This is a genomic window from Listeria grandensis (assembly GCF_014322885.1).
GTDB lineage: Bacteria > Bacillota > Bacilli > Lactobacillales > Listeriaceae > Listeria_A > Listeria_A grandensis.
Genome location: NZ_JAASUG010000008.1, coordinates 122,702 through 141,254, shown reverse-complemented (window position 1 = coordinate 141,254; position 18,553 = coordinate 122,702). Strand labels below are relative to the sequence as shown.

Here is an 18,553-nt window from a genome sequence, read left to right as displayed (position 1 = left end):
TAAATCAGACTTTAGTTGACTTTGAACAGCTCCTATAAAATTCATTATTTATGATTAGCTACGTTTTGCCCCACGGCCGCCACGTTTCGACTCCGTTTGACGTTTTAAGGTAGATAAACGGTCTTCACTATCTTTTAAGAATTTAGACATTTTATCTTCAAAATTCTCTGGACGAACTGGTTCAGCAGCTTTTTTGTTGTATTTCGGTTTGCGAGGTCCGCTACTATAACTTCTCTCTGGTCTTTCAGGACGCTCTGGTTGATCGACTGCTTTACGAATCGATAGACCAATTTTCCCATCATCACCGACATTCATTATTTTTACAGTGACTTCATCGCCAACTGTTAAAATGTCATTGATATCCTTCACATAGTTATCTGCAACCTCACTAATGTGAACAAGACCTGTCTTGCCACCTTCTAATTCAACAAACGCCCCAAAATTAGTAATCCCAGTAATCTTCCCTTGTAACTTGTTGCCTACTTCAATCGACATAAAACAATGCTTCCTCCTTAAAATTTCACTCTACCTTCAATTATAGCTAATATAAAAAGAGTGTCAATTACACGAAACTTTTTTCGCAAATTAATTGGACGACTCTTTCTTCTTGTCGTTTTCGTCAGGAATATTAAAAATGATTTCCCCCTTCTCAGAAAGGAAATACTCACTCCTAGCAAGCTTCGCGATGTAGTCATCATCATGTAATTTGGTAATCGTGCTCTTTAGTTCTTTCTGATCTTGCGCTACTGCGAGTGATTTCTTGTTCAGTGCTATTTTCTCTTTTTCCTTCGCATGTAATAAGCTTACTTGCTGCGAATAAGCATACACTAGGCCTCCACTCACCGCCATGATAACTACAGCGAGCATTAATAATCTCCGAAATAGCGCGACTCTTCTGCGTGATCGTTGTTTTTTCATGATAGCTTCGTCTTGTACATAGCGATTATTAATCTTCGTAACATTACGTTGTTCTTGCCTCACACATCATCCCCCATTTCTTCAACATTAATTAGCCACCAGCCTTATTTCACAAGCCGATCGTGACGCTCCTTGAAAAAAATTGGTTCTTGTTTAAAATAATAACAATATTTCGGGCTTTTGTCCATTGCTATTCGTTATTTCAACAATCTTTTTTGCGTTTTTCAAAACGATATAGTTGCCAATTTGATTTTATTATGATTTATGGTCTGGATATTTGTTCCTAGTTACTCTTTTTTTCCTTTTAAAAAGGCTTGCAACGAAATAGTTTCATCGCAAGCCTCTCATGTACTATTACTTTCTCACTGTTTTTTTAAATTCAAACTTCTCCATCCAACCTTTTTTGCGTTTTAAGTTGAGGTAGCCGATGACCGCAAAGGTTAGGGCTCCGAGGAAATCGACGAACAGATCTTCCATCGTATCTGATACGGCAGCAGTTCCCGCGAGTTTGGTGCCATCTTCGAGCATTGTTTTTTGCATATTCATACCAAATAGGTTATCCGCTGAAAATTCATAGAACTCCCAGACAACACCTAATGTCACCGCGAAGCAAAGGGCAAATAACGCCACAAATGCCGGGCTTAAATTCATCGTTGTCCGCTCGTCCTCATTCAAGAAGGAAACGATAGAGAAACCTAGCGCACCAAGCATCGCACCACTAAATGTATGCAGAATCGTATCCCAGTTCGGAATTAGGTAGTAGAAACTCCTCACTTCGCCTAGATAAATGGAACAGTATAAAAAGATAATAAAAATCAAATACATATTTCCCGGAATTTCAAATCGAAAGCGACGACCCACAATGGCTGGTAAAAACATCGCCACCAAGCCGAGCACGCATTGACTGACCATTAAAGCATAGTCGCTGCGTGTTGGATCCCCTTCTGGTGTTCCTGTCGAAGGCGTTGTGAACATATTATAAAGCGAAAAAACCAGCGATATTAACAGTGATGCAAATATAAAAATCCCGATAATTTTTGTCCAATTCCACTTTTCTGTTTTCTTCAAATGAATTACACTCCCTTTTACAAAACTATTGTCATTTATTCATTATAGTGACTTTTCTTTAGAAAAGGAAGTTTTAACTGAAACTATTTACAAATCGATGAGGTTTTTCTTAATCGCGTATTTTACGATCTCGGCGCGGGAGTTAAGATCCAGTTTATTCATGATATTTGACTTGTGTGTCTCCACGGTTTTGACTGAAATACAAAGCTTGCTGGCAATTTCTTTGTTGCCGTAACCGAGCGCGATTAATGGCAGTACTTCTTGCTCACGATTGGATAGCTGAACATAGGAATCCTTGGCTTCTTCGCCATTATTTTGCTGTAAGAATTGGCGGACAAGCGCGGTCGTTACTTTTGGATAGATGTATATTTCTCCTTGTTCGAGTGAACGGATGGCATCGAGTAGTTCGTCGTCTTTGGCGTTTTTTAAGATGTAACCAGATGCGCCAAGCTTTAGGGCTCGAAATAAATATTCTTCGTCATCATGCATCGTTAAAATAAGAACTTTGGTGCCGGAAAAGTTCTCCTTGATTCTTTTTGTGGTGACCAGGCCGTTTTCACCGGGTGGCATACTTAGATCCATTAAAACAACGTCTGGCGTGTGGCGTTCCGTTTCCAAATAAGCTTCTAAACCGTCTGCTGCATCTGCTACTACCGTCATGTCTTCTTGTGAATTGATGACGAATGATAGGCCGCTACGAACGACGGCATGGTCGTCAACAACGAGTACTTTAATCATGTTGTTCTGCCTCCTTTTGGCTCGATTGGTATTCTGACAAGTACTTTCGTTCCTTGTTGTGGTTCTGAACGCAACTCAAAATCGCCATTTAAAAGTTCCACACGTTCTTTCATATTCAACAGACCGAGCCCACTTCCTTGTGCGGTAAAATGCTCTGGTGAGAAACCAATTCCTTGATCATTTATTCCAAGAACTATCGTCTGTTTCGTTTTGAAAAGGTATACTTCAATTTCGTCAACATCGGCATATTTAGCGGCGTTAGTTAAGGCTTCTTGCGTCACGCGGTACAGCATGGTTTCCACACTTGCTGGAAAACGGGTACCGTATAGTTCGGAGACGAAAACGACATGGATGCCAAACAATTGTTCATATCGCTTAAAATAGGCTTTTAAGGCGGCGAAAATGCCGAGATCATCCAATGAAGATGGGCGCAATTCTACAGCCATATTACGGATATCTTCAAGCGTCGTAGCGAGCATCGAGTCCATCTCGGAAAGGCTTGATTCATAGTCTTCTTTTTTGGTCATGTATTTGATTTTGCGCAGTTCGATGAGCGTACTAAATAAGCCTTGCGCTAGGCCATCGTGAAGTTCGCGAGACAATCGTTTTCGTTCGTTTTCTTGGGCATTGATCACGTACTCCGTCATCGTTTTTTGCTTCAGGAGTTGTTCGGTATGTTGTTGTTGGGTTAAATTGCGTAAAATGAGCACACTGATGCCAGCTTTTTCGTCGATCAATGTGTAGCTCGCGCTGAACGGGATATTTTTCCCAGCCTTCAAGTTCAAAAACAGTTGAAAAGACTCATTATCGACTCGTTTTCGTAAAGAACAGCCTAGGCACGTTCGTTCTTCAAAGATAGAGGTATAGCCATTACAAAACGTACAGAAATCATCTAGTTTGACCTCATACTGGTCTAGCAAGCGATTTGCCGCGGGATTCGATGTAATAATCTCGCTTTTACCTTGCAATAAAAAAACGGCATCGCTCATTTGCTCATAAGCTTTCCTAAATAGTTCGGATGTTATTTCCATTTCACATCATTCCTTTATGGCTAGTAGACTTTTCTGCATGCCTTCTGCACATGTTTTAAAGTTGCCGATCAACGGGGCCTTTATATGTGTAACTTTGCGATAACCACCGAGCATAACGCCAATAACTGTATCTTCAACTGTAATCGGAACAGCGATAATACTCGCCAAATTTTCCGTGAGGGCAATCGGATATTCTTGCAATGGCGCAAGTCTGTCATTTTTCAGATCTTCGGCGATCATGGGTCTCGCCGTACGCCAGACAATGCCTGCGATACCTTTGCCAACTTGGAGAACGATTTTTTGATAGCGTTCATTACGGTTGCCAGCGACGTATTTCCAGCGGATTTCTTTCTGACCGCCTGCTGCAATCGCTGTGGCAATCCCAACAAAATCGAGTCCCAGTTGCAACCGGATATCTATTAGTTCACTTGCTATATCTTGTTCTTTCATCGAATGTCATTCCTCCTTGACTACACTCCCCTAGAATAACATGTGCATCGTTATTTTGGAATATGTGAAATGTTTCATTTATTCCAAGCCGCGCTAATTCTTCCTGCAAAATTCGAACCGGAGTTCCGTCGTGCAATAGGATGCCGTCCCAATTTTGCTCCGTTAAAACGCGTGTAGTGATATCGTCAAAGCGTGTGTCTTTGGTGTTTAATGATGGAAAAGCATAGATATGTGCGCCGAGTTCGGTATATTCGCATATCTGCTCAAAAGTGAATCCTCTTTCGGAGGCGAGTAAGTAGCGTTTGCCAAACAAAGGTTGTTGTTCGAACCAGGAGGGAGCTGTGCGTTCTGTGACAACATGGCCGATAATGATCATCGCTGGATTGGCGAGCATTGTTTTTGCTAATGCTGCTTCGATTGTATCCACGCTTCCAGTGAGCACTTTTTGGCGTCCTAGTGTGCCCCATTCGATGATGGCTATTGGAAGCTTGGCCAACGCCGGTTGTCGTATGAGTTTTTCGCAGATGTGTGGTAGGTTTTCGATGCCCATATAAAAAGCGAGCGTCCCACCTTGTAGGAGGTTATTCATGTCTATTTCCGTGAGGGCGTTATTTTTCTGATGCCCCGTTGCAAACGTGACGTGTCCATTGTGATCGCGATGCGTTAGGGGAATTCCCGCATAGATGGATGCAGCGGAACTCGACGTGATGCCAGGAATGACTTGGTAGGTGAGACCGGCATCTGATATCGCCTTCATTTCTTCACCGACACGTCCGAAAATGGCTGGGTCTCCGCCTTTAAGACGGACTACTTTTTTCCCTTGCGCGGCGTTTGCAACGATAGCTGCATTGATTTGTTCTTGACGCATTGTGTGATGGCGCGGTAGTTTACCACAATACAGAAACTCAGCGCCTTTTTTAGCCAGATGAAGTAGTATCGGATTTACTAAACGGTCGTAAATGATGATATCTGCGGTTTCAAGATGGCGTCGTCCTTTTAGTGTCAGGAGTTCTGGATCGCCTGGCCCTGCGCCTATGAGATATACGTGCGTCATGGACTCGTTACCAAATAGATTTTGCCGTTTTCCACAGTTGTTTCGTAAGTTTGGACGCATCCTTCGTCGGGGGCTGCGACAATACCTGTTTCGAGTGATATTTTGTAATCGTGAAGGGGACAGAAAACATCGGTTCCAGACACAGTGCCTTCTACTAGCGGTCCATTTTTATGTGGGCAACGATTACTGATGGCTTTCACGCTGTCGTCTGTCAGGCGAAACAAGGCGATTGGTACGCCATCCATGCGGATTTCGCGACCAATGAGCGGCGTCAAGCTTTCTAAATCTGCTATATATTTTTTCTCCATCGCGAGTCACACTCTTTCTACACGGTATAGTTTTTGTTTTTCTTCGTCTTGTAAAACTTGTTTCCACGGATCATCACGGCCTGCGAGCGCCTCTTCTAGCGATGCTTTTAGTTGCGCTTGTTCTGCTGGATCGAGGATGATTTCGCGGACGTGCTCCATGCCCATTCGCTCTAGCCACGGCGCGGTTCGTTCCATGTAGACGCCCGTTTCCCTATAATATTGGACGAAAGCACCACATATATCGAGCACTTCTTGTTCGGTTGCTACAGTTGTCAAAAGTTGTGCTTCTTTGACTTCTGTCCCGCCGTTTCCGCCGATATAAATTTGGTAGCCATTCTCGATACAGATGATCCCGTAATCTTTGATGCCTGATTCGACGCAACTTCTTGGGCAACCAGAAACACCCATTTTGAATTTATGCGGCGTATCAACGAACTCAAATTGACGTTCTAAAGCTTCGCCGAGCGCCAGCGCATCTTGTGTGCCAAAACGACAAAATTTCGAACCGACGCAGGATTTAACGGTACGCAATGTTTTTCCGTAGGCAAATCCAGAGCGCATATCGAGCTCTTCCCAAACTTTCGGAAGGTCTTCTTTTTTCACGCCATAGAGTCCTATGCGCTGGCCGCCAGTCAGTTTTAATAATGGAATATCGTATTTTTCTGCGACTTTCGCGATTTGAATCAATTGTTGCGGATCTGTTTGACCAGCATACATTCGTGGGATCACAGAGTACGTACCATCATTTTGAATATTGGCGTGTAGCCTTTCGTTGACGTAGCGACTTTCTGGTTCATCGGCATGTGTTTTCGGCCAGACCATGTTGAGATAATAATTGAGTGCTGGCCGACATTTGGAGCAGCCTTCTGGATTCCGAAACGCTAATACGTGGCGGACTTCTTTTGCAGTTTGTAGTTGTTTCGATCTGATTTGAATGATGAGTTGGTCACGCGTGAAGTCGGTACAACCGCATATTCCGACTGGTGCTGCGCTCACGAAATCATCGCCAAGTGTGTGTTCTAAAATATCGCCAATGATCGGCTTGCATTTCCCACAGGAACCACCGGCTTTTGTATGGGCTGTAACTTCCCCGATTGTCGTGAGACCTTTTTCTGTAATCGCCTTCGTGATGGCACCTTTTGTGACGCCATTACAACCGCATACGGACGCATCGTCTGACATTTCAGCAACGCTCGTACTCTCTACTTCTCCTGATTTATGCAATAAAGAAACGAGTGTGAAATCGGTTAGTTCTTCTTCTTTTTTGAGGAGATTGTAAAGACGGTTTCCCTCGGTCGTATCACCGTAAAGTACGACACCAACCAGTTTTCCGTCGCGCATGAATATTTTTTTGTATTTGTTTTCGATGCTGTTAAAAATAGTGACGCCTTTGATTTCCGCGTTTTCTTTAATGTCGCCTGCCGAGAAAAGGTCGCAACCGGATACTTTGAGTTGGGTGAACATCTTGCTACCGTGGTACCCTTTTGTTGCAATGTCACATAGTCGATCGGCGAGCACTTTTCCTTGTTCATAAAGTGGTGCTACAAGGCCATATGCGATGCCATTATGTTCCGCACACTCCCCCACCGCAAAAATGTCTGGGTCTGCCGTTGTCATGAAATCATCGACTAGGATACCGCGTCCTGTTGGTAAATTCGCCTGTTGCGCCAATTCGATTTCAGGCTTGATTCCGATCGCCATGACGACAAGATCCGTCTCGATTTGCGTGCCATCCTTAAAAGCTAGCCCTGTCACGCGTGATTTCCCGAGGATTTTTGAGGTTGCTTTTTGCATGAGGAATTTCATGCCTTGCGCTTCCAAGTCTGCTTTTAAAAGTTCCCCTGCTTTTGCGTCAAGTTGGGTTTCCATGAGCCATTCTGCGAGGTGGATGACAGTGACATCCATGCCTTGATCAAGCAAGCCTCGCGCGGCCTCTAGACCGAGTAAACCACCGCCAATGACAGTAGCTCGTTCGTATTTTTGCGATATGTCGATCATTTTTTCTGTGTCGTTAATCGTGCGGAAACCAAGTACGCCGTCGAGATCCGCGCCAGGAATTGGGAGAATAAATGCTCTAGATCCAGTCGCTAAAATAAGCTTGTCGTAGCTGATGTTACGCTTCGTAGTCGTTACGGTTTTCGTGTGTCTATCGATAAGTAGTGCCTGTTCACTCGTATGTAAGTCGATTTGGTTGTCTTTATACCATGCTTCGTCGTTCAGGATAATTTCGGATGGAGCCATCTTGTTTTGCAGAATATTGGATAGCATGATTCGGTTGTAGTTCGGATACGGCTCGTCGCCAATGATGGTGATGGCGTATTTACCTGGCTCGCGTTCCAGTATTTCTTCGATAGTCCGCACACCGGCCATGCCGTTACCGATCATGAGTAGTTTTTGTTTTGGCATTGGTTTCCCCTCCTGTTAATTGTGAATATATGCACAATTAATTGTAAAATTAGATGTCCTTATTATACAGGGATTTGGGAATCTCGAATATGAGGGGAAACACTGAAAAAGTGTGGTGGTGGGCTTATTCCGCATGATATGATGGACAAATTTGGAAGCAGAACGCTAAAATTCGGTGTTCTGCTCTATTTTTGTACGGATGTTTTTGGATCTGGCTGGGTCAGTGCCATCCGTGGATATCGCGATCAGGTGGTCTGCTTTTCGGATCGTTGCCATGTTGAAAAAATCCGATCGGGTCTTATTGCTACAATCGTTGACTAATTGGGGCGCGGTTGCATCTGTCGTCACTCGGGTGTTTATTTCTGGATCGTTCGTACAGCAAAAAATGAGGAATGCGTCTTTGATATGTGCAGCATGATAGTTTTCTTGGATTCGTGTGATGGGCATTTCTTGTAGCGTTTTTGTGAAGGTGGGTGCGATAACCGTGATGCTGGCGCCAGTCGGGAGTAGTCCTTGTGCTTTACGAGTCGCTATTTTGCCACCGCCGATGATGGCTACGTTTTTATCCGCTAGCTGGAGTAGAATTGGATAGCCTATGATTGTCATTGGGACACCTCTGCGATCTTGCGAAGTACGGCGGGCGCGAGGCTGGAATCTAGTTCAAGACAGTTGGTTTCATGCCATGTGGTATTGGGGGTATGCTCGCTTACCTCCTTGATTCCAGCGCGGATTTTATCGACAAGCTGGCCTGTGAAAAGGAAATAGGGCATCCAATAGATATCATCGTTTGTTGCCGCGAGTTCTGTGGCAACTTGGCGATAGTTAGGTTCGCCGTGGAGCATGCCTAGTGTGACCGGGTTGCCGAGCTCGGCGCTAAGTTTCTCTGCGACGCGCTGCATCTGGATTCGCGGTTCGTGATAAGTTGCGCTGCCGTGAGCGATGACGAGAATCGCTGCGCTTCTTGCTGGACTTGCTGCTTTGATTCGTGATGCGGCAACAGCAATCGTTTCCTCTTCTGCTCCAAATGTATCAGCAATTTGGAAAATCACATCTGGATGAGCTTTTTTTAGCGCGGTGACTTGTTCCGGAATATCTTTTGTCGCGTGCATGGCTGGGAAAAGTAGCATCGGGATCACCGTGATTTCGGACGCACCGGCTTTCATCAGAGCCTCACCAACCAGCGCCATCGTTTCGTCTTCTTTTTCTAGGAAAGCGATTTTTTGATGGGTTTCTGGTCGTTGTTGCATGATTTGTTCTACAAAACGGCGAAATTCGCGATTTTTCTCGGGTAAACGGCTACCGTGAGCGACGTACATGATTGCTCTCATTCGTTTTTCCTCCTCAATGATGTGAAAAAAGAGCTTGAAACCACGTGCGCGTCTCAAACTCGTATTTTTCGTTTATTCTTCGTCTTTGCGTTCTTCTTTTAAAATCGTGTACATTTCTGTCGCGACTTCTTTACGGGCATTTTCCTCTAAACGATCGATTTGTGCCGTCACTGTTTTTTGACCAAATTTGATGATTAGTTCATCGCCGGCTTTGACATTGGTGCCTGGTTTGGCAACCGTGCCGTTAACAGAAATCCGACCTTTTTCAGCGACTTCTTTTGCGACGGTTCGCCGTTTGATCAGTCGTGATACTTTTAAAAATTTATCTAAACGCATTGAATCAGCCATGTTACATCCTTCCTTTGCTTGTAAAATTTATCTTTATCTTCGCACGGTTAGGCGGAAATTGCAACTATCTACGATGGATTTTGTTAGCGAGCCAGAGCAGTTTTGAGCCGAATGGCATGAAGATTAGGTCGCGTGTCGTGAGTAGTTTGAACTTGATGAGGCAGTAGAAAAAGATGATTCCTCCGATGAGTGCGCCGAATAGGGCTTGGACCGCGCTGCCGATGCGGCTTGTGAGTGGCCAGAATGCTTCCCACGCGACGGGAACAATGATCATCGCTACAAAGGCAAGCAGTGCCCAGCCGATCATGTTTTTGCGGATGAACGGGATGGGGAGCTGGCGTTTGAGCAGAACGCAGCACAGGATGAGCGTCGCGCTGAGGCCAATGACGGTGGACCAAGATGCGCCATATGTTGCGAAACGCGGTACGAGCATAGCATTTGTTGCGAGCTTGACGGCGAGTCCGACGCAGACCGCGACGGCGGGCCCTGCCATGTTGCCGAACCCTTGCAAGATGCTGCTCATTGTCACGATGAGTGAACTCAGGAATAGTGACAGGATAAATACCTGCAGGACACCAGTTCCTGACGCGGTCTCAAACAGCATTTGGTTCGTCGGACGCATGATAGCGATAAGGCCAAGCGTTGCGGCTCCCGATAGAAGGATGGTGAGTTTGATGATGAGCAGGACGGATCGCCGTAATTCTTTTGTTTCCCCGCGCGCTTTTGCTGATGTAATCATTGGCACGATGGCGAGCGCGAGACCCATGCACAAGACCAAGCCTAATTGCAAAAGTGGCTGGCCGCGATCATAGATTCCTTTTAAGGCTTTCGCGGTAGTCGTCTCAATGCCAGAATTGCGCATAAGGCGGTAAACTTGGAAGGAATCTAGTAGTTGGAACAAAATCAGCATCGCACTTGTTGTGCAGACCGCGATGCTTTGCGCGAGGAACTGCTTGACAAACTTGATGCTGGCCCATTTTTTGGTGAACCTGATTTGTTCTGGTTTTTTGCGCCAGTAAAAATAGAGTAGCGTACCTAGCGCGCCAAAGCCGCCGATCACAGCACCGCTCATAGCCACGGCGCCCGTCATATAGAGATTCCAACCAAGTGCGACGGCCCCGGTTGCCCCAGCAATAATAATGATGACGCGCACTAATTGTTCGATCGTTTGCGAAACTGCTGTCGGGATCATCTGCTCATGGCCTTGAAAAAAACCACGTAAACTAGCCAAAAATGGCATCAATAAAAAGGCGAAACTGATGACGCGAATCAGAACGGTTAAATGAACATCTCCCATTACGCGCGCAATGAAACCCGCTCCGAAGAAAATTGCGATGAAAAAAAGGACTCCGACACCAATCATGACCTGAAGCGCTGACTGAAAAATCGTTTCGCGCTGTGCCGCATCCTTTTCCTCCGCAATCATACGTGAGACAATAATCGGAAAACCAGCCAAAGCAAGCGTCATCGCAATGCCATAAATCGGATATACTTGTTGGAAAATATAAAAACCAATATCGCCAACCATGTTTTGGAACGGAATCCGGTAAACCGCGCTCAGTATTTTAGAAAGTAGTGACGCAAGCGTTAACCATACCGCGCCTTGCATTAAGTTCTTAATCGTTTTTTGAGCCATCGCTTGCGTCACCGCCTTCTTTAATTATCTTAATTCTGATTGTGATTCCACGGTTTCTTTTTTCGCTTCTGATAATTTGTCAGTCAATGTTTTCAGCTCATACAGCCATTCTTGCAGTGGCTTGGCACCAACATTTACAGTAATCTTCAACTGTTGACCGTCCATGCCTACACCAATCTGGCGACCGTACTCACCGATGACCTGCATCACCATGTCGCCACGCATATTTTGCGTACCATCTTCCGAGAAAAGAATCGTAACCTTCGTCGCTTCTTGTTTCACCGACTCAATTCCAACCCGCATCGCATACACTTTTAATTCGGTAATCGTGAATAAATATTCCACCTGCTCCGGATATTCACCAAAGCGATCCGTCATGTCAGAACGCAATTCTTCCAAATCCTCCATATCAAGCACCGTCCGGAAACGTTTGTACATCTCAATTTTTTGACGTCCATCTTGAATATAGTGCTCCGGAATATACGCATCCACCGTAATATCAATTTCCACAGGAACGACCCGCTCATGCGCTTCCTTAGGCTGCCGCGCCGCAATCGCTTCTTGCAGCATCTGCGAATACAAATCAAAGCCGACAGAATCGATGAAACCGTGTTGCTGCGATCCTAAAATATTACCAGCGCCACGAATCGACAAATCACGCATAGCGATCTTAAATCCAGAACCGAGCTCCGTGAACTCTTTGATCGCCTGCAAACGCTTCTCCGCCTCTTCCCGCAGGATTTTATCTTTTTGATACATAAAGTAGGCGTAAGCAATCCGGTTCCACCGACCAACACGACCGCGCAATTGATAGAGCTGAGAAAGCCCCATGTGATCTGCATTTTGAACGAATAACGTATTCACATTTGGAATATCCACGCCGGTTTCAATAATCGTCGTCGTTACTAGCACATCGTATTCGCCCTCAAGGAAACTCAAAATCACTGACTCAAGCTCCGTCTCCGTCATTTGACCGTGCGCCACCGCAACACGCGCGTCTGGCACAAGCATCTTGATCTCATCCGCTTTTTGCAAAATGGAATCCACCCGGTTATGCAGGAAGAAAACTTGTCCATCACGCGCCAGCTCCCGCTCAATCGCTTCTCGAATCAACACATTATTTTGCTCCACCACATAGGTTTGCACTGGGAAACGGTTCGCAGGAGGCGTCTCAATGACCGACAAATCACGCACGCCAAGCATCGACATATGCAGTGTCCGCGGAATCGGCGTGGCGGTAAGCGTCAACACATCAATTTTCGAACGGATATGCTTAATTTTCTCCTTATGCGTCACGCCAAACCGTTGCTCCTCATCGATGACAAGGAATCCTAAATCGTGATATTCCACATCTTTCGAAAGCAGGCGATGCGTCCCGACCACAATATCCACGTGTCCCGACTTCAAGCCTTTTAGCGTCTCATTTTGCTGCTTACGCGTTCGGAATCGGCTCAGCAATCCAACCTCAATCGGAAATCCTTGAAACCGCTCCTTCATCGTTTCGTAATGCTGCTGCGCCAGAATCGTTGTCGGCACGAGGAATGCGACCTGTTTCCCGTCCATCATCGCCTTAAACGCCGCACGCAAGGCAACCTCTGTTTTCCCATAACCAACGTCCCCGACAAGCAAGCGATCCATTGGCCGTTCGCGTTCCATATCCTTCTTAATTTCCATAATCGAACGCAACTGATCCTCCGTCGCCTGGTACGGAAACGCATCTTCAAACTCACGCATCATTTCACCGTCAGGGCTGTAGCCATAACCGCGCTCCGCCTCACGTTCCGCGTACAATTTAATCAAATCATCCGCAATATCCTGCACAGAAGCCTGAACCCGCGTCTTCACACGCTTCCACTCCGCGCCACCAAGCTTGTTCAACTTCGGCGCTTTGCCTTCTGAACCAACATATTTTTGCACGAGCTCCAGTTGCTCCACCGGGATAAATAACTTATCATCGCCTTGGTACATCAATAATAAGTAATCCTTATGAACCCCGTTAATATCCAGCGTCTCCATCCCGACATAACGCGCAATCCCGTGATTCACATGAACCACATAATCGCCAACCTTCAGCTCCGAATAACTCTGAATCCGCTCCGCATTCGACAGTTTCTGCCGCTTCTTCGGCTTCTGCTGCTTCTTATTATTAAAAAGTTCCGTCTCACTGATAAAAACAACCTTGGCAAGCGGCAACTCAAACCCATTCTGAAAACTACCAAGCGCAAATTGCGTCTGGCCAAATTTCGGAACCTCCGACTCATCCTTTAAAATCACGCTTTCCATCTCATAATCCGCGAGCGTCTGCTTCATTTTCTCCGCACGATCAATAGACGGCGCCAAAATTACGACCGCATAATTATTTTTCGACCAGCTATCCATCTCCGTTTTCAAAACACTCATCTGACCATGGAATTGCTGCATTTGCTTATAAACAATGTTCGTCATCTTCGCAATCCGCACACTGTTCGGCGTCTTTTGGAACAACGACAAATAAATCCGCGACAAGCGATCCGTTTCCAGTAGCGCTCGGAAATTGTGGCTCATCTTCGTATCACGGACCGTCTCCAACCGTTCTAGCGTCTCCGTTTGCCATTCCGCTTCCTCTTTTTCTAAACGCTCATCCGTCTCTTGAATCCGCGCAAATTCATCAAATAACAAAATCGAGTTTTGCGGCACATAATCCAGCAACGAAGCCGGATCAGGATAACACATCCCGATATACTTGAAAAACATGTCCGGTTTTTGGCCGTCACGAAGCAACTCCAAATCCTCTTCTAAGTTTTCCACCAGCTGTTGCTTTTCCTTCTCACCCGCCATCTGTTTCAGCGTCTGCGCCAATTTTTTCTCAATCCGCGTCACCAAATCCGGGAAAAACGCCGGCTCCAGCAAAATCTCCGTCGCAGGCACCAAGCGGAATTCCTCCACCGTCTCAATCGAACGCTGCGTATCCACATCAAAAAAGCGTAACGACTCCACTTCCGTATCGAATAACTCCATCCGAATCGGGTGCTCCTCCGTGATCGGATAAATATCGATAATACCGCCGCGAATACTAAACTCTCCCGGCGTGTTAACCATATCACTTCTTGAATACCCCATTGTCACCAATTGTTGCTGCAATCCCTCTGGATCAATCTCCGCACCTTGAATCAACGAAATATTATACTTCTCCCAAATCGAAACCGGCGGCAAAATTTTGCGCATCCCAGAAACAGGTACAATCACGATTCCCGGTTTTCGAGACAACAGAAATTGTAGTACCTCCACGCGTTGCCCTCGAAGTTCTGGGCTTGAGATACTAAGTTCCGACGAAATCAACTCATCGGCAGGATATAAGTAAAGACGATCACTGTCCACCAAAGCCGACAAATCATCGTATAATTTCTGAGCATGATATAAATTATGCGTCACAAAAATAACTGGTCGCTGCGTCCCACCCTCCATAACACTGGCAAATAACGCTCGACTTGAACCCGAAAGCCCCGTTACTAATTGCGATTTTCCCTTTTCATCCAATTCTTTGATAACGCCACGAATATCTTTTTGTTCATAGACAAGCTGTTGTAATCCCTTCACACTAAAAGGCCTCCTTTTTTTGAATATTCCATCTAAATTTCTCGCCGAAATAATCCGGCTGCTAATCACTAGTTAAATTGATTCATAACCTCTGCAAAACCTTTATTCGACCAAGCTTCCACGGCATCCGCACTCTTCTTGATTGCGTCGATAATATCCGCTTGCTCTGCTTTTGGAAAATCACCAAGCACATAATTAATAATATCACCGTTCGCAGGCCGATCCACACCAACACGAATCCTGTTAAATTCCTGCGTTTTCAAATGCTGAATCAATGATTTCATCCCATTATGACCACCAGCGCTACCCTTTTGTCTAAGTCTAATTTTCCCAGTAGGTAAGTCCAAATCATCATAAATAATCATCACGTCGTCCACTGACATATCATAATAATCCATTAAGGGACGTACACATTCCCCCGAAAGATTCATAAAAGTTAACGGTTTCACGAGTAACATTTTCTCGCCATTCACGACGATACTGCTCGTCATCCCATTAAATTTCGACTTCTTCCAAGGCGTTTGATATCTAAAACTAAGCTCATCGACGACCATAAAGCCGACATTATGCCTCGTACGTTCATATTTCTTACCCGGATTTCCGAGTCCAACTATCATCTTCATAACGACTCTCCTCAACAACTTAAACCACTTCACGGATGAAATGGTTGTTCGCAACTATACGTTTCGTTTGATTATACCATGATTTGGCGATGTAAGAAAGGGATGTCATTTGTTTTTTGAGATGCTTCACAGACTTTCCCGCTCTCGGTAAATATCCATCACTTCAAATGTTTGACAGACCAGTAATAAATCGTCCGTAAAAGCGCGGCCATACTGACCAAGTTCCCATGTGAAAAACTTTTTATGCCCTGTATACCAGTATTCATAGCTCAAATCGCCTTCACCTTCTGATCTCGCGAAATCGTGTGTGACTTCGTTCATTTTCACCAGATCGATCTCTGTATACTTAATAATCGCTAATGGCTCATTGCTACCATCCAGCACAATCTCATATGTATTTACCTCCGGAATCGGCTCATTTTCTAATTCAAAAACACAATGCGCCGCACAAGTACCCGTCTTAATCCCTTGTACAACAAGACTTCCTAGCCTGTCTCCCATCTCTTGGGAACCATCGCCAAACATCCATGCTGGCGGAACATTGCGGTCTAACCCGTTAGCTACGGCATAAGCTCCCCAATACGCCTTAACATTTTCTAACACCATATCTCACATTCCTCCTAAAATGAAACCCCATCTGAATAGACTACCTCAAAAATAAGAAAAAACATTCAAAAGTGGCATGAACATTATTTAGCGCTGTTCATGCCCGTTTTGGTTTTATGAGCTGTTAAAACAAGAAAAATCGCTTACTTGAAGGCGCTGTATAATCTTCCGCAAGAATTATCTCGTTCTGCAGTACATTTGCTCCATTGCCTTTTAAATACTCAACGTATCGCGATCCAACTTTTTTCACCAATCGCTGCTCAATTTCCTTATGCAAAAGCGGTCTGCGAACCGTATCATGCGCATCTGTCGCCAAAAAATGTACCAGCTGATTTTCAAGCAAAATCTCACTCGACTTCTTCGACTTCTTCCCAAACTTCCCGTCCAAACTCGACCAAGTAAGTTGCGCCAAAGCACCGTGCGACACAAATTCATACAACCGCTCCGGATTTTCCATAATCTCAAAATTCCGCTCTGGATGCGCAATCACCGGCACATATCCCGCCATCTGCAAATCATAAAATAATTGCTCTGTAAACACTGGAATGCTCTGCGTCGGAAACTCAATCAACACATAACGGCTTCCCGCAAGAGACGCCAAATCCCCATTTTTCAACCCTTCAATAATTTCGCCATGCAAACGCACTTCTTGCCCAACGTGCACTTGTAGTTCCATTCCGTTATCTTTAATCGCCTCGTTCAACTCAGCTACATGCTCCGCTACAGAAGGTCGCAGATTAAAATAATCGCCTTTCAAATGATGTGGCGTTGCAATGATATCCGTGAAACCCTCTGCAATTGCTTGTTGCGCCATGGCCAGACTCGCCGTTTCTGTTTTTGGTCCATCATCCAAATTATTCAAGATGTGACAATGTATATCAATCATGCTTCTCATTCCTTCTATTGGCTTATTTTTTCAGGCTCGTGCTATCGATCTCTGCATAGCCCGCGAAGAATTCCTCTAATACCGCTTTGATTTTTTCTACACCGCCTACTTCATCACTCTCTAAGTTTACTGGCATAACCGGCTCATGTAAACTCATACGTAACAAAAACCAACCATTTCCGAACGCGCCACTCGTGTTAATCCTTACGCCCTCTTGGTTTACAGGCTCCAATTCCAAGCCGTCCGTTTTAGCCACAAACCCTTTGAAATCTTCCAAAGCCGCCAACCCATACACCTTAAAATTACTTGCCAAAATCGATAAACGAATCTCGTCATTGTCCGCCGGAACTTTCAAATCCCGCGTCAAATCAGCCAAATCCTTACCTTCTTTGCGCAATTTCGCATAACGCATCAAGATTTTAGCGATCAAATACGCCCCATCATCTAGAAAATAATTCTCTTTCAACGCCGCATGACCACTAACCTCAATGGCAAGTTCACTCGGAGTCCCCGTGTCGTTCAAACGAATCGCCTCATTGATCACATTTCGATAGCCGCGCTTAAATCGGTGTTGTTTCCCACCAAGATCCGCGATAAATTTCTCCAGATGCGTCGAAGTAGTCGAATCCGTTACAATCGTCGTCCCAGGATACTCCTCTAGAACAATCGCCGAAATCACTGCAATCAGCGGGTTCCGATTCAAGCTTTCACCATCACGATCCACAATCGCCGCCCGGTCCACATCCGTATCAAAAATAACGCCCAAATCAGCCTTATTCGCCAATACCGCTTCCTTCAAGCTCGCCATTGCCTCATTATTATCAGGATTCGGAATATGATTGGGGAAACGTCCATCAGGCTCTAAAAATTGGCTTCCCGTAACATCCGCACCTAGTTTTGCCAACACTTCCGTCGCAAAAAAACCACCAGCACCGTTCCCCGCATCCACCACAATGTGGCTTCCCGCAAGCGGGTTCTCAAAATCCGTCACATCTTGAATTCCTGCGCGAATTTTATCCACCAAGTCCGCTGCATATTTTTGCAATAACGGTTTTTGCGTCACCGTTCCCACCGTTTTAGCCACGACAACCGCGTCCGCATTTTCCATAATAAAATCAATGTCCTCATGCTCCGCGCCACCATCACGCGTGAACAATTTCAAGCCATTGTAGAAATAAGGAAGATGGCTCGCCGTAATCATTATCGCCGCATCACACGTGTAGCCATCATATTGTGTTGCCATAAACATTGCCGGCGTCGTCGCCAAACCAACATCAACCACATCGATTCCTGACCGCGTCAAGCTTGCCGTCAACACATCTTTGATCCGCCCAGCAGACAAGCGACTATCATGCCCAATCGCAACAGAAACCCGTTCTCCAGCTTTTTTTACATGCCGTAACCATGCAGCAAAACCAATCGCAATCGCACTCACATACTCATCCGTCAACGTCACATCGTGTTTGTCTGTTTCAATCGCAATTCCTCTAATATCCGAGCCATTCTGCAAATCTTTCAAAGCCATAATCCCATTCCTCCAATTTCTATGTATATTCTTTCGTTCATTGTATCAAAAA

Annotated in this window: 18 protein-coding genes; all 18 read right to left on the bottom strand. The window is 45.3% G+C overall.

All coding sequences use genetic code 11. The features are described from left to right. Positions 1-54 precede the first annotated feature (54 nt). The 18 genes from HCJ54_RS11915 to HCJ54_RS11830 all read right to left on the bottom strand — a co-directional run bounded on the left by HCJ54_RS11915 (position 55) and on the right by HCJ54_RS11830 (position 18,501). Positions 55-495 carry a S1 domain-containing RNA-binding protein gene (locus tag HCJ54_RS11915; RefSeq protein ID WP_036067731.1) on the bottom strand — a complete coding sequence of 147 codons (441 nt, stop codon included), beginning with the start codon at positions 493-495 and terminating at the stop codon, positions 55-57. Positions 496-585: 90 nt separating this feature from the next. Beyond that, on the bottom strand, positions 586-981 hold the full coding sequence (locus HCJ54_RS11910) for an FtsB family cell division protein (RefSeq protein WP_187137798.1): 396 nt from the start codon (positions 979-981) through the stop codon (positions 586-588). Between the two features lie 291 nt (positions 982-1,272). Then, entirely contained in the window at positions 1,273-1,986 is a 714-nt protein-coding gene (locus HCJ54_RS11905) for a DUF2238 domain-containing protein (protein ID WP_221638818.1), read from the bottom strand. A gap of 87 nt (positions 1,987-2,073) precedes the next feature. Continuing rightward, on the bottom strand, positions 2,074-2,724 hold the full coding sequence (locus tag HCJ54_RS11900) for a response regulator (protein ID WP_187137797.1): 651 nt from the start codon (positions 2,722-2,724) through the stop codon (positions 2,074-2,076). After that, positions 2,721-3,755: a sensor histidine kinase gene (locus HCJ54_RS11895; RefSeq protein WP_187137796.1), complete on the bottom strand. Its 1,035-nt coding sequence runs from the start codon at positions 3,753-3,755 to the stop codon at positions 2,721-2,723. Before HCJ54_RS11895 ends, HCJ54_RS11900 begins: the two co-directional genes overlap by 4 nt. A gap of 6 nt (positions 3,756-3,761) precedes the next feature. Next, a complete protein-coding gene (locus HCJ54_RS11890) occupies positions 3,762-4,205 on the bottom strand; it encodes a GAF domain-containing protein (RefSeq protein ID WP_187137795.1) in 444 nt (147 codons plus the stop codon). Next, the gene (cobA, locus tag HCJ54_RS11885; RefSeq protein WP_187137794.1) at positions 4,180-5,259 is read right to left on the bottom strand and encodes a uroporphyrinogen-III C-methyltransferase; all 1,080 of its coding nucleotides are present in this window, start codon (positions 5,257-5,259) and stop codon (positions 4,180-4,182) included. The genes HCJ54_RS11890 and cobA overlap by 26 nt, the downstream gene beginning before the upstream one ends. After that, positions 5,256-5,567, bottom strand: a complete 312-nt coding sequence (nirD, locus tag HCJ54_RS11880) for a nitrite reductase small subunit NirD (protein WP_051998648.1) — start codon at positions 5,565-5,567, stop codon at positions 5,256-5,258. The genes cobA and nirD overlap by 4 nt, the downstream gene beginning before the upstream one ends. Positions 5,568-5,573: 6 nt before the next feature. Next, positions 5,574-7,973 (bottom strand): nitrite reductase large subunit NirB, encoded by a 2,400-nt coding sequence (nirB, locus tag HCJ54_RS11875; RefSeq protein WP_187137793.1) that lies wholly within the window; start codon positions 7,971-7,973, stop codon positions 5,574-5,576. A gap of 165 nt (positions 7,974-8,138) precedes the next feature. Continuing rightward, on the bottom strand, positions 8,139-8,579 hold the full coding sequence (locus HCJ54_RS11870; protein ID WP_187137792.1) for a precorrin-2 dehydrogenase/sirohydrochlorin ferrochelatase family protein: 441 nt from the start codon (positions 8,577-8,579) through the stop codon (positions 8,139-8,141). Further along, the gene (locus HCJ54_RS11865; protein WP_280527071.1) at positions 8,576-9,358 is read right to left on the bottom strand and encodes a sirohydrochlorin chelatase; all 783 of its coding nucleotides are present in this window, start codon (positions 9,356-9,358) and stop codon (positions 8,576-8,578) included. Before HCJ54_RS11865 ends, HCJ54_RS11870 begins: the two co-directional genes overlap by 4 nt. Positions 9,359-9,373: 15 nt before the next feature. After that, positions 9,374-9,637, bottom strand: a complete 264-nt coding sequence (locus HCJ54_RS11860) for an RNA-binding S4 domain-containing protein (RefSeq protein WP_277619721.1) — start codon at positions 9,635-9,637, stop codon at positions 9,374-9,376. 76 nt (positions 9,638-9,713) lie between these two features. Further along, entirely contained in the window at positions 9,714-11,285 is a 1,572-nt protein-coding gene (locus HCJ54_RS11855) for a putative polysaccharide biosynthesis protein (protein WP_187137790.1), read from the bottom strand. Between the two features lie 24 nt (positions 11,286-11,309). After that, positions 11,310-14,861, bottom strand: a complete 3,552-nt coding sequence (gene mfd, locus HCJ54_RS11850; protein WP_187137789.1) for a transcription-repair coupling factor — start codon at positions 14,859-14,861, stop codon at positions 11,310-11,312. Between the two features lie 68 nt (positions 14,862-14,929). Next, positions 14,930-15,484, bottom strand: coding sequence for an aminoacyl-tRNA hydrolase (gene pth / locus HCJ54_RS11845; RefSeq protein WP_187137788.1), 555 nt, complete (start codon positions 15,482-15,484; stop codon positions 14,930-14,932). A gap of 126 nt (positions 15,485-15,610) precedes the next feature. Beyond that, positions 15,611-16,090, bottom strand: coding sequence for an ASCH domain-containing protein (locus HCJ54_RS11840; protein WP_187137787.1), 480 nt, complete (start codon positions 16,088-16,090; stop codon positions 15,611-15,613). Positions 16,091-16,214: 124 nt separating this feature from the next. Continuing rightward, on the bottom strand, positions 16,215-16,976 hold the full coding sequence (locus tag HCJ54_RS11835; protein ID WP_187137786.1) for a tyrosine-protein phosphatase: 762 nt from the start codon (positions 16,974-16,976) through the stop codon (positions 16,215-16,217). Between the two features lie 22 nt (positions 16,977-16,998). After that, a complete protein-coding gene (locus HCJ54_RS11830; RefSeq protein ID WP_187137785.1) occupies positions 16,999-18,501 on the bottom strand; it encodes a phosphohexomutase domain-containing protein in 1,503 nt (500 codons plus the stop codon). Positions 18,502-18,553 lie beyond the last annotated feature (52 nt).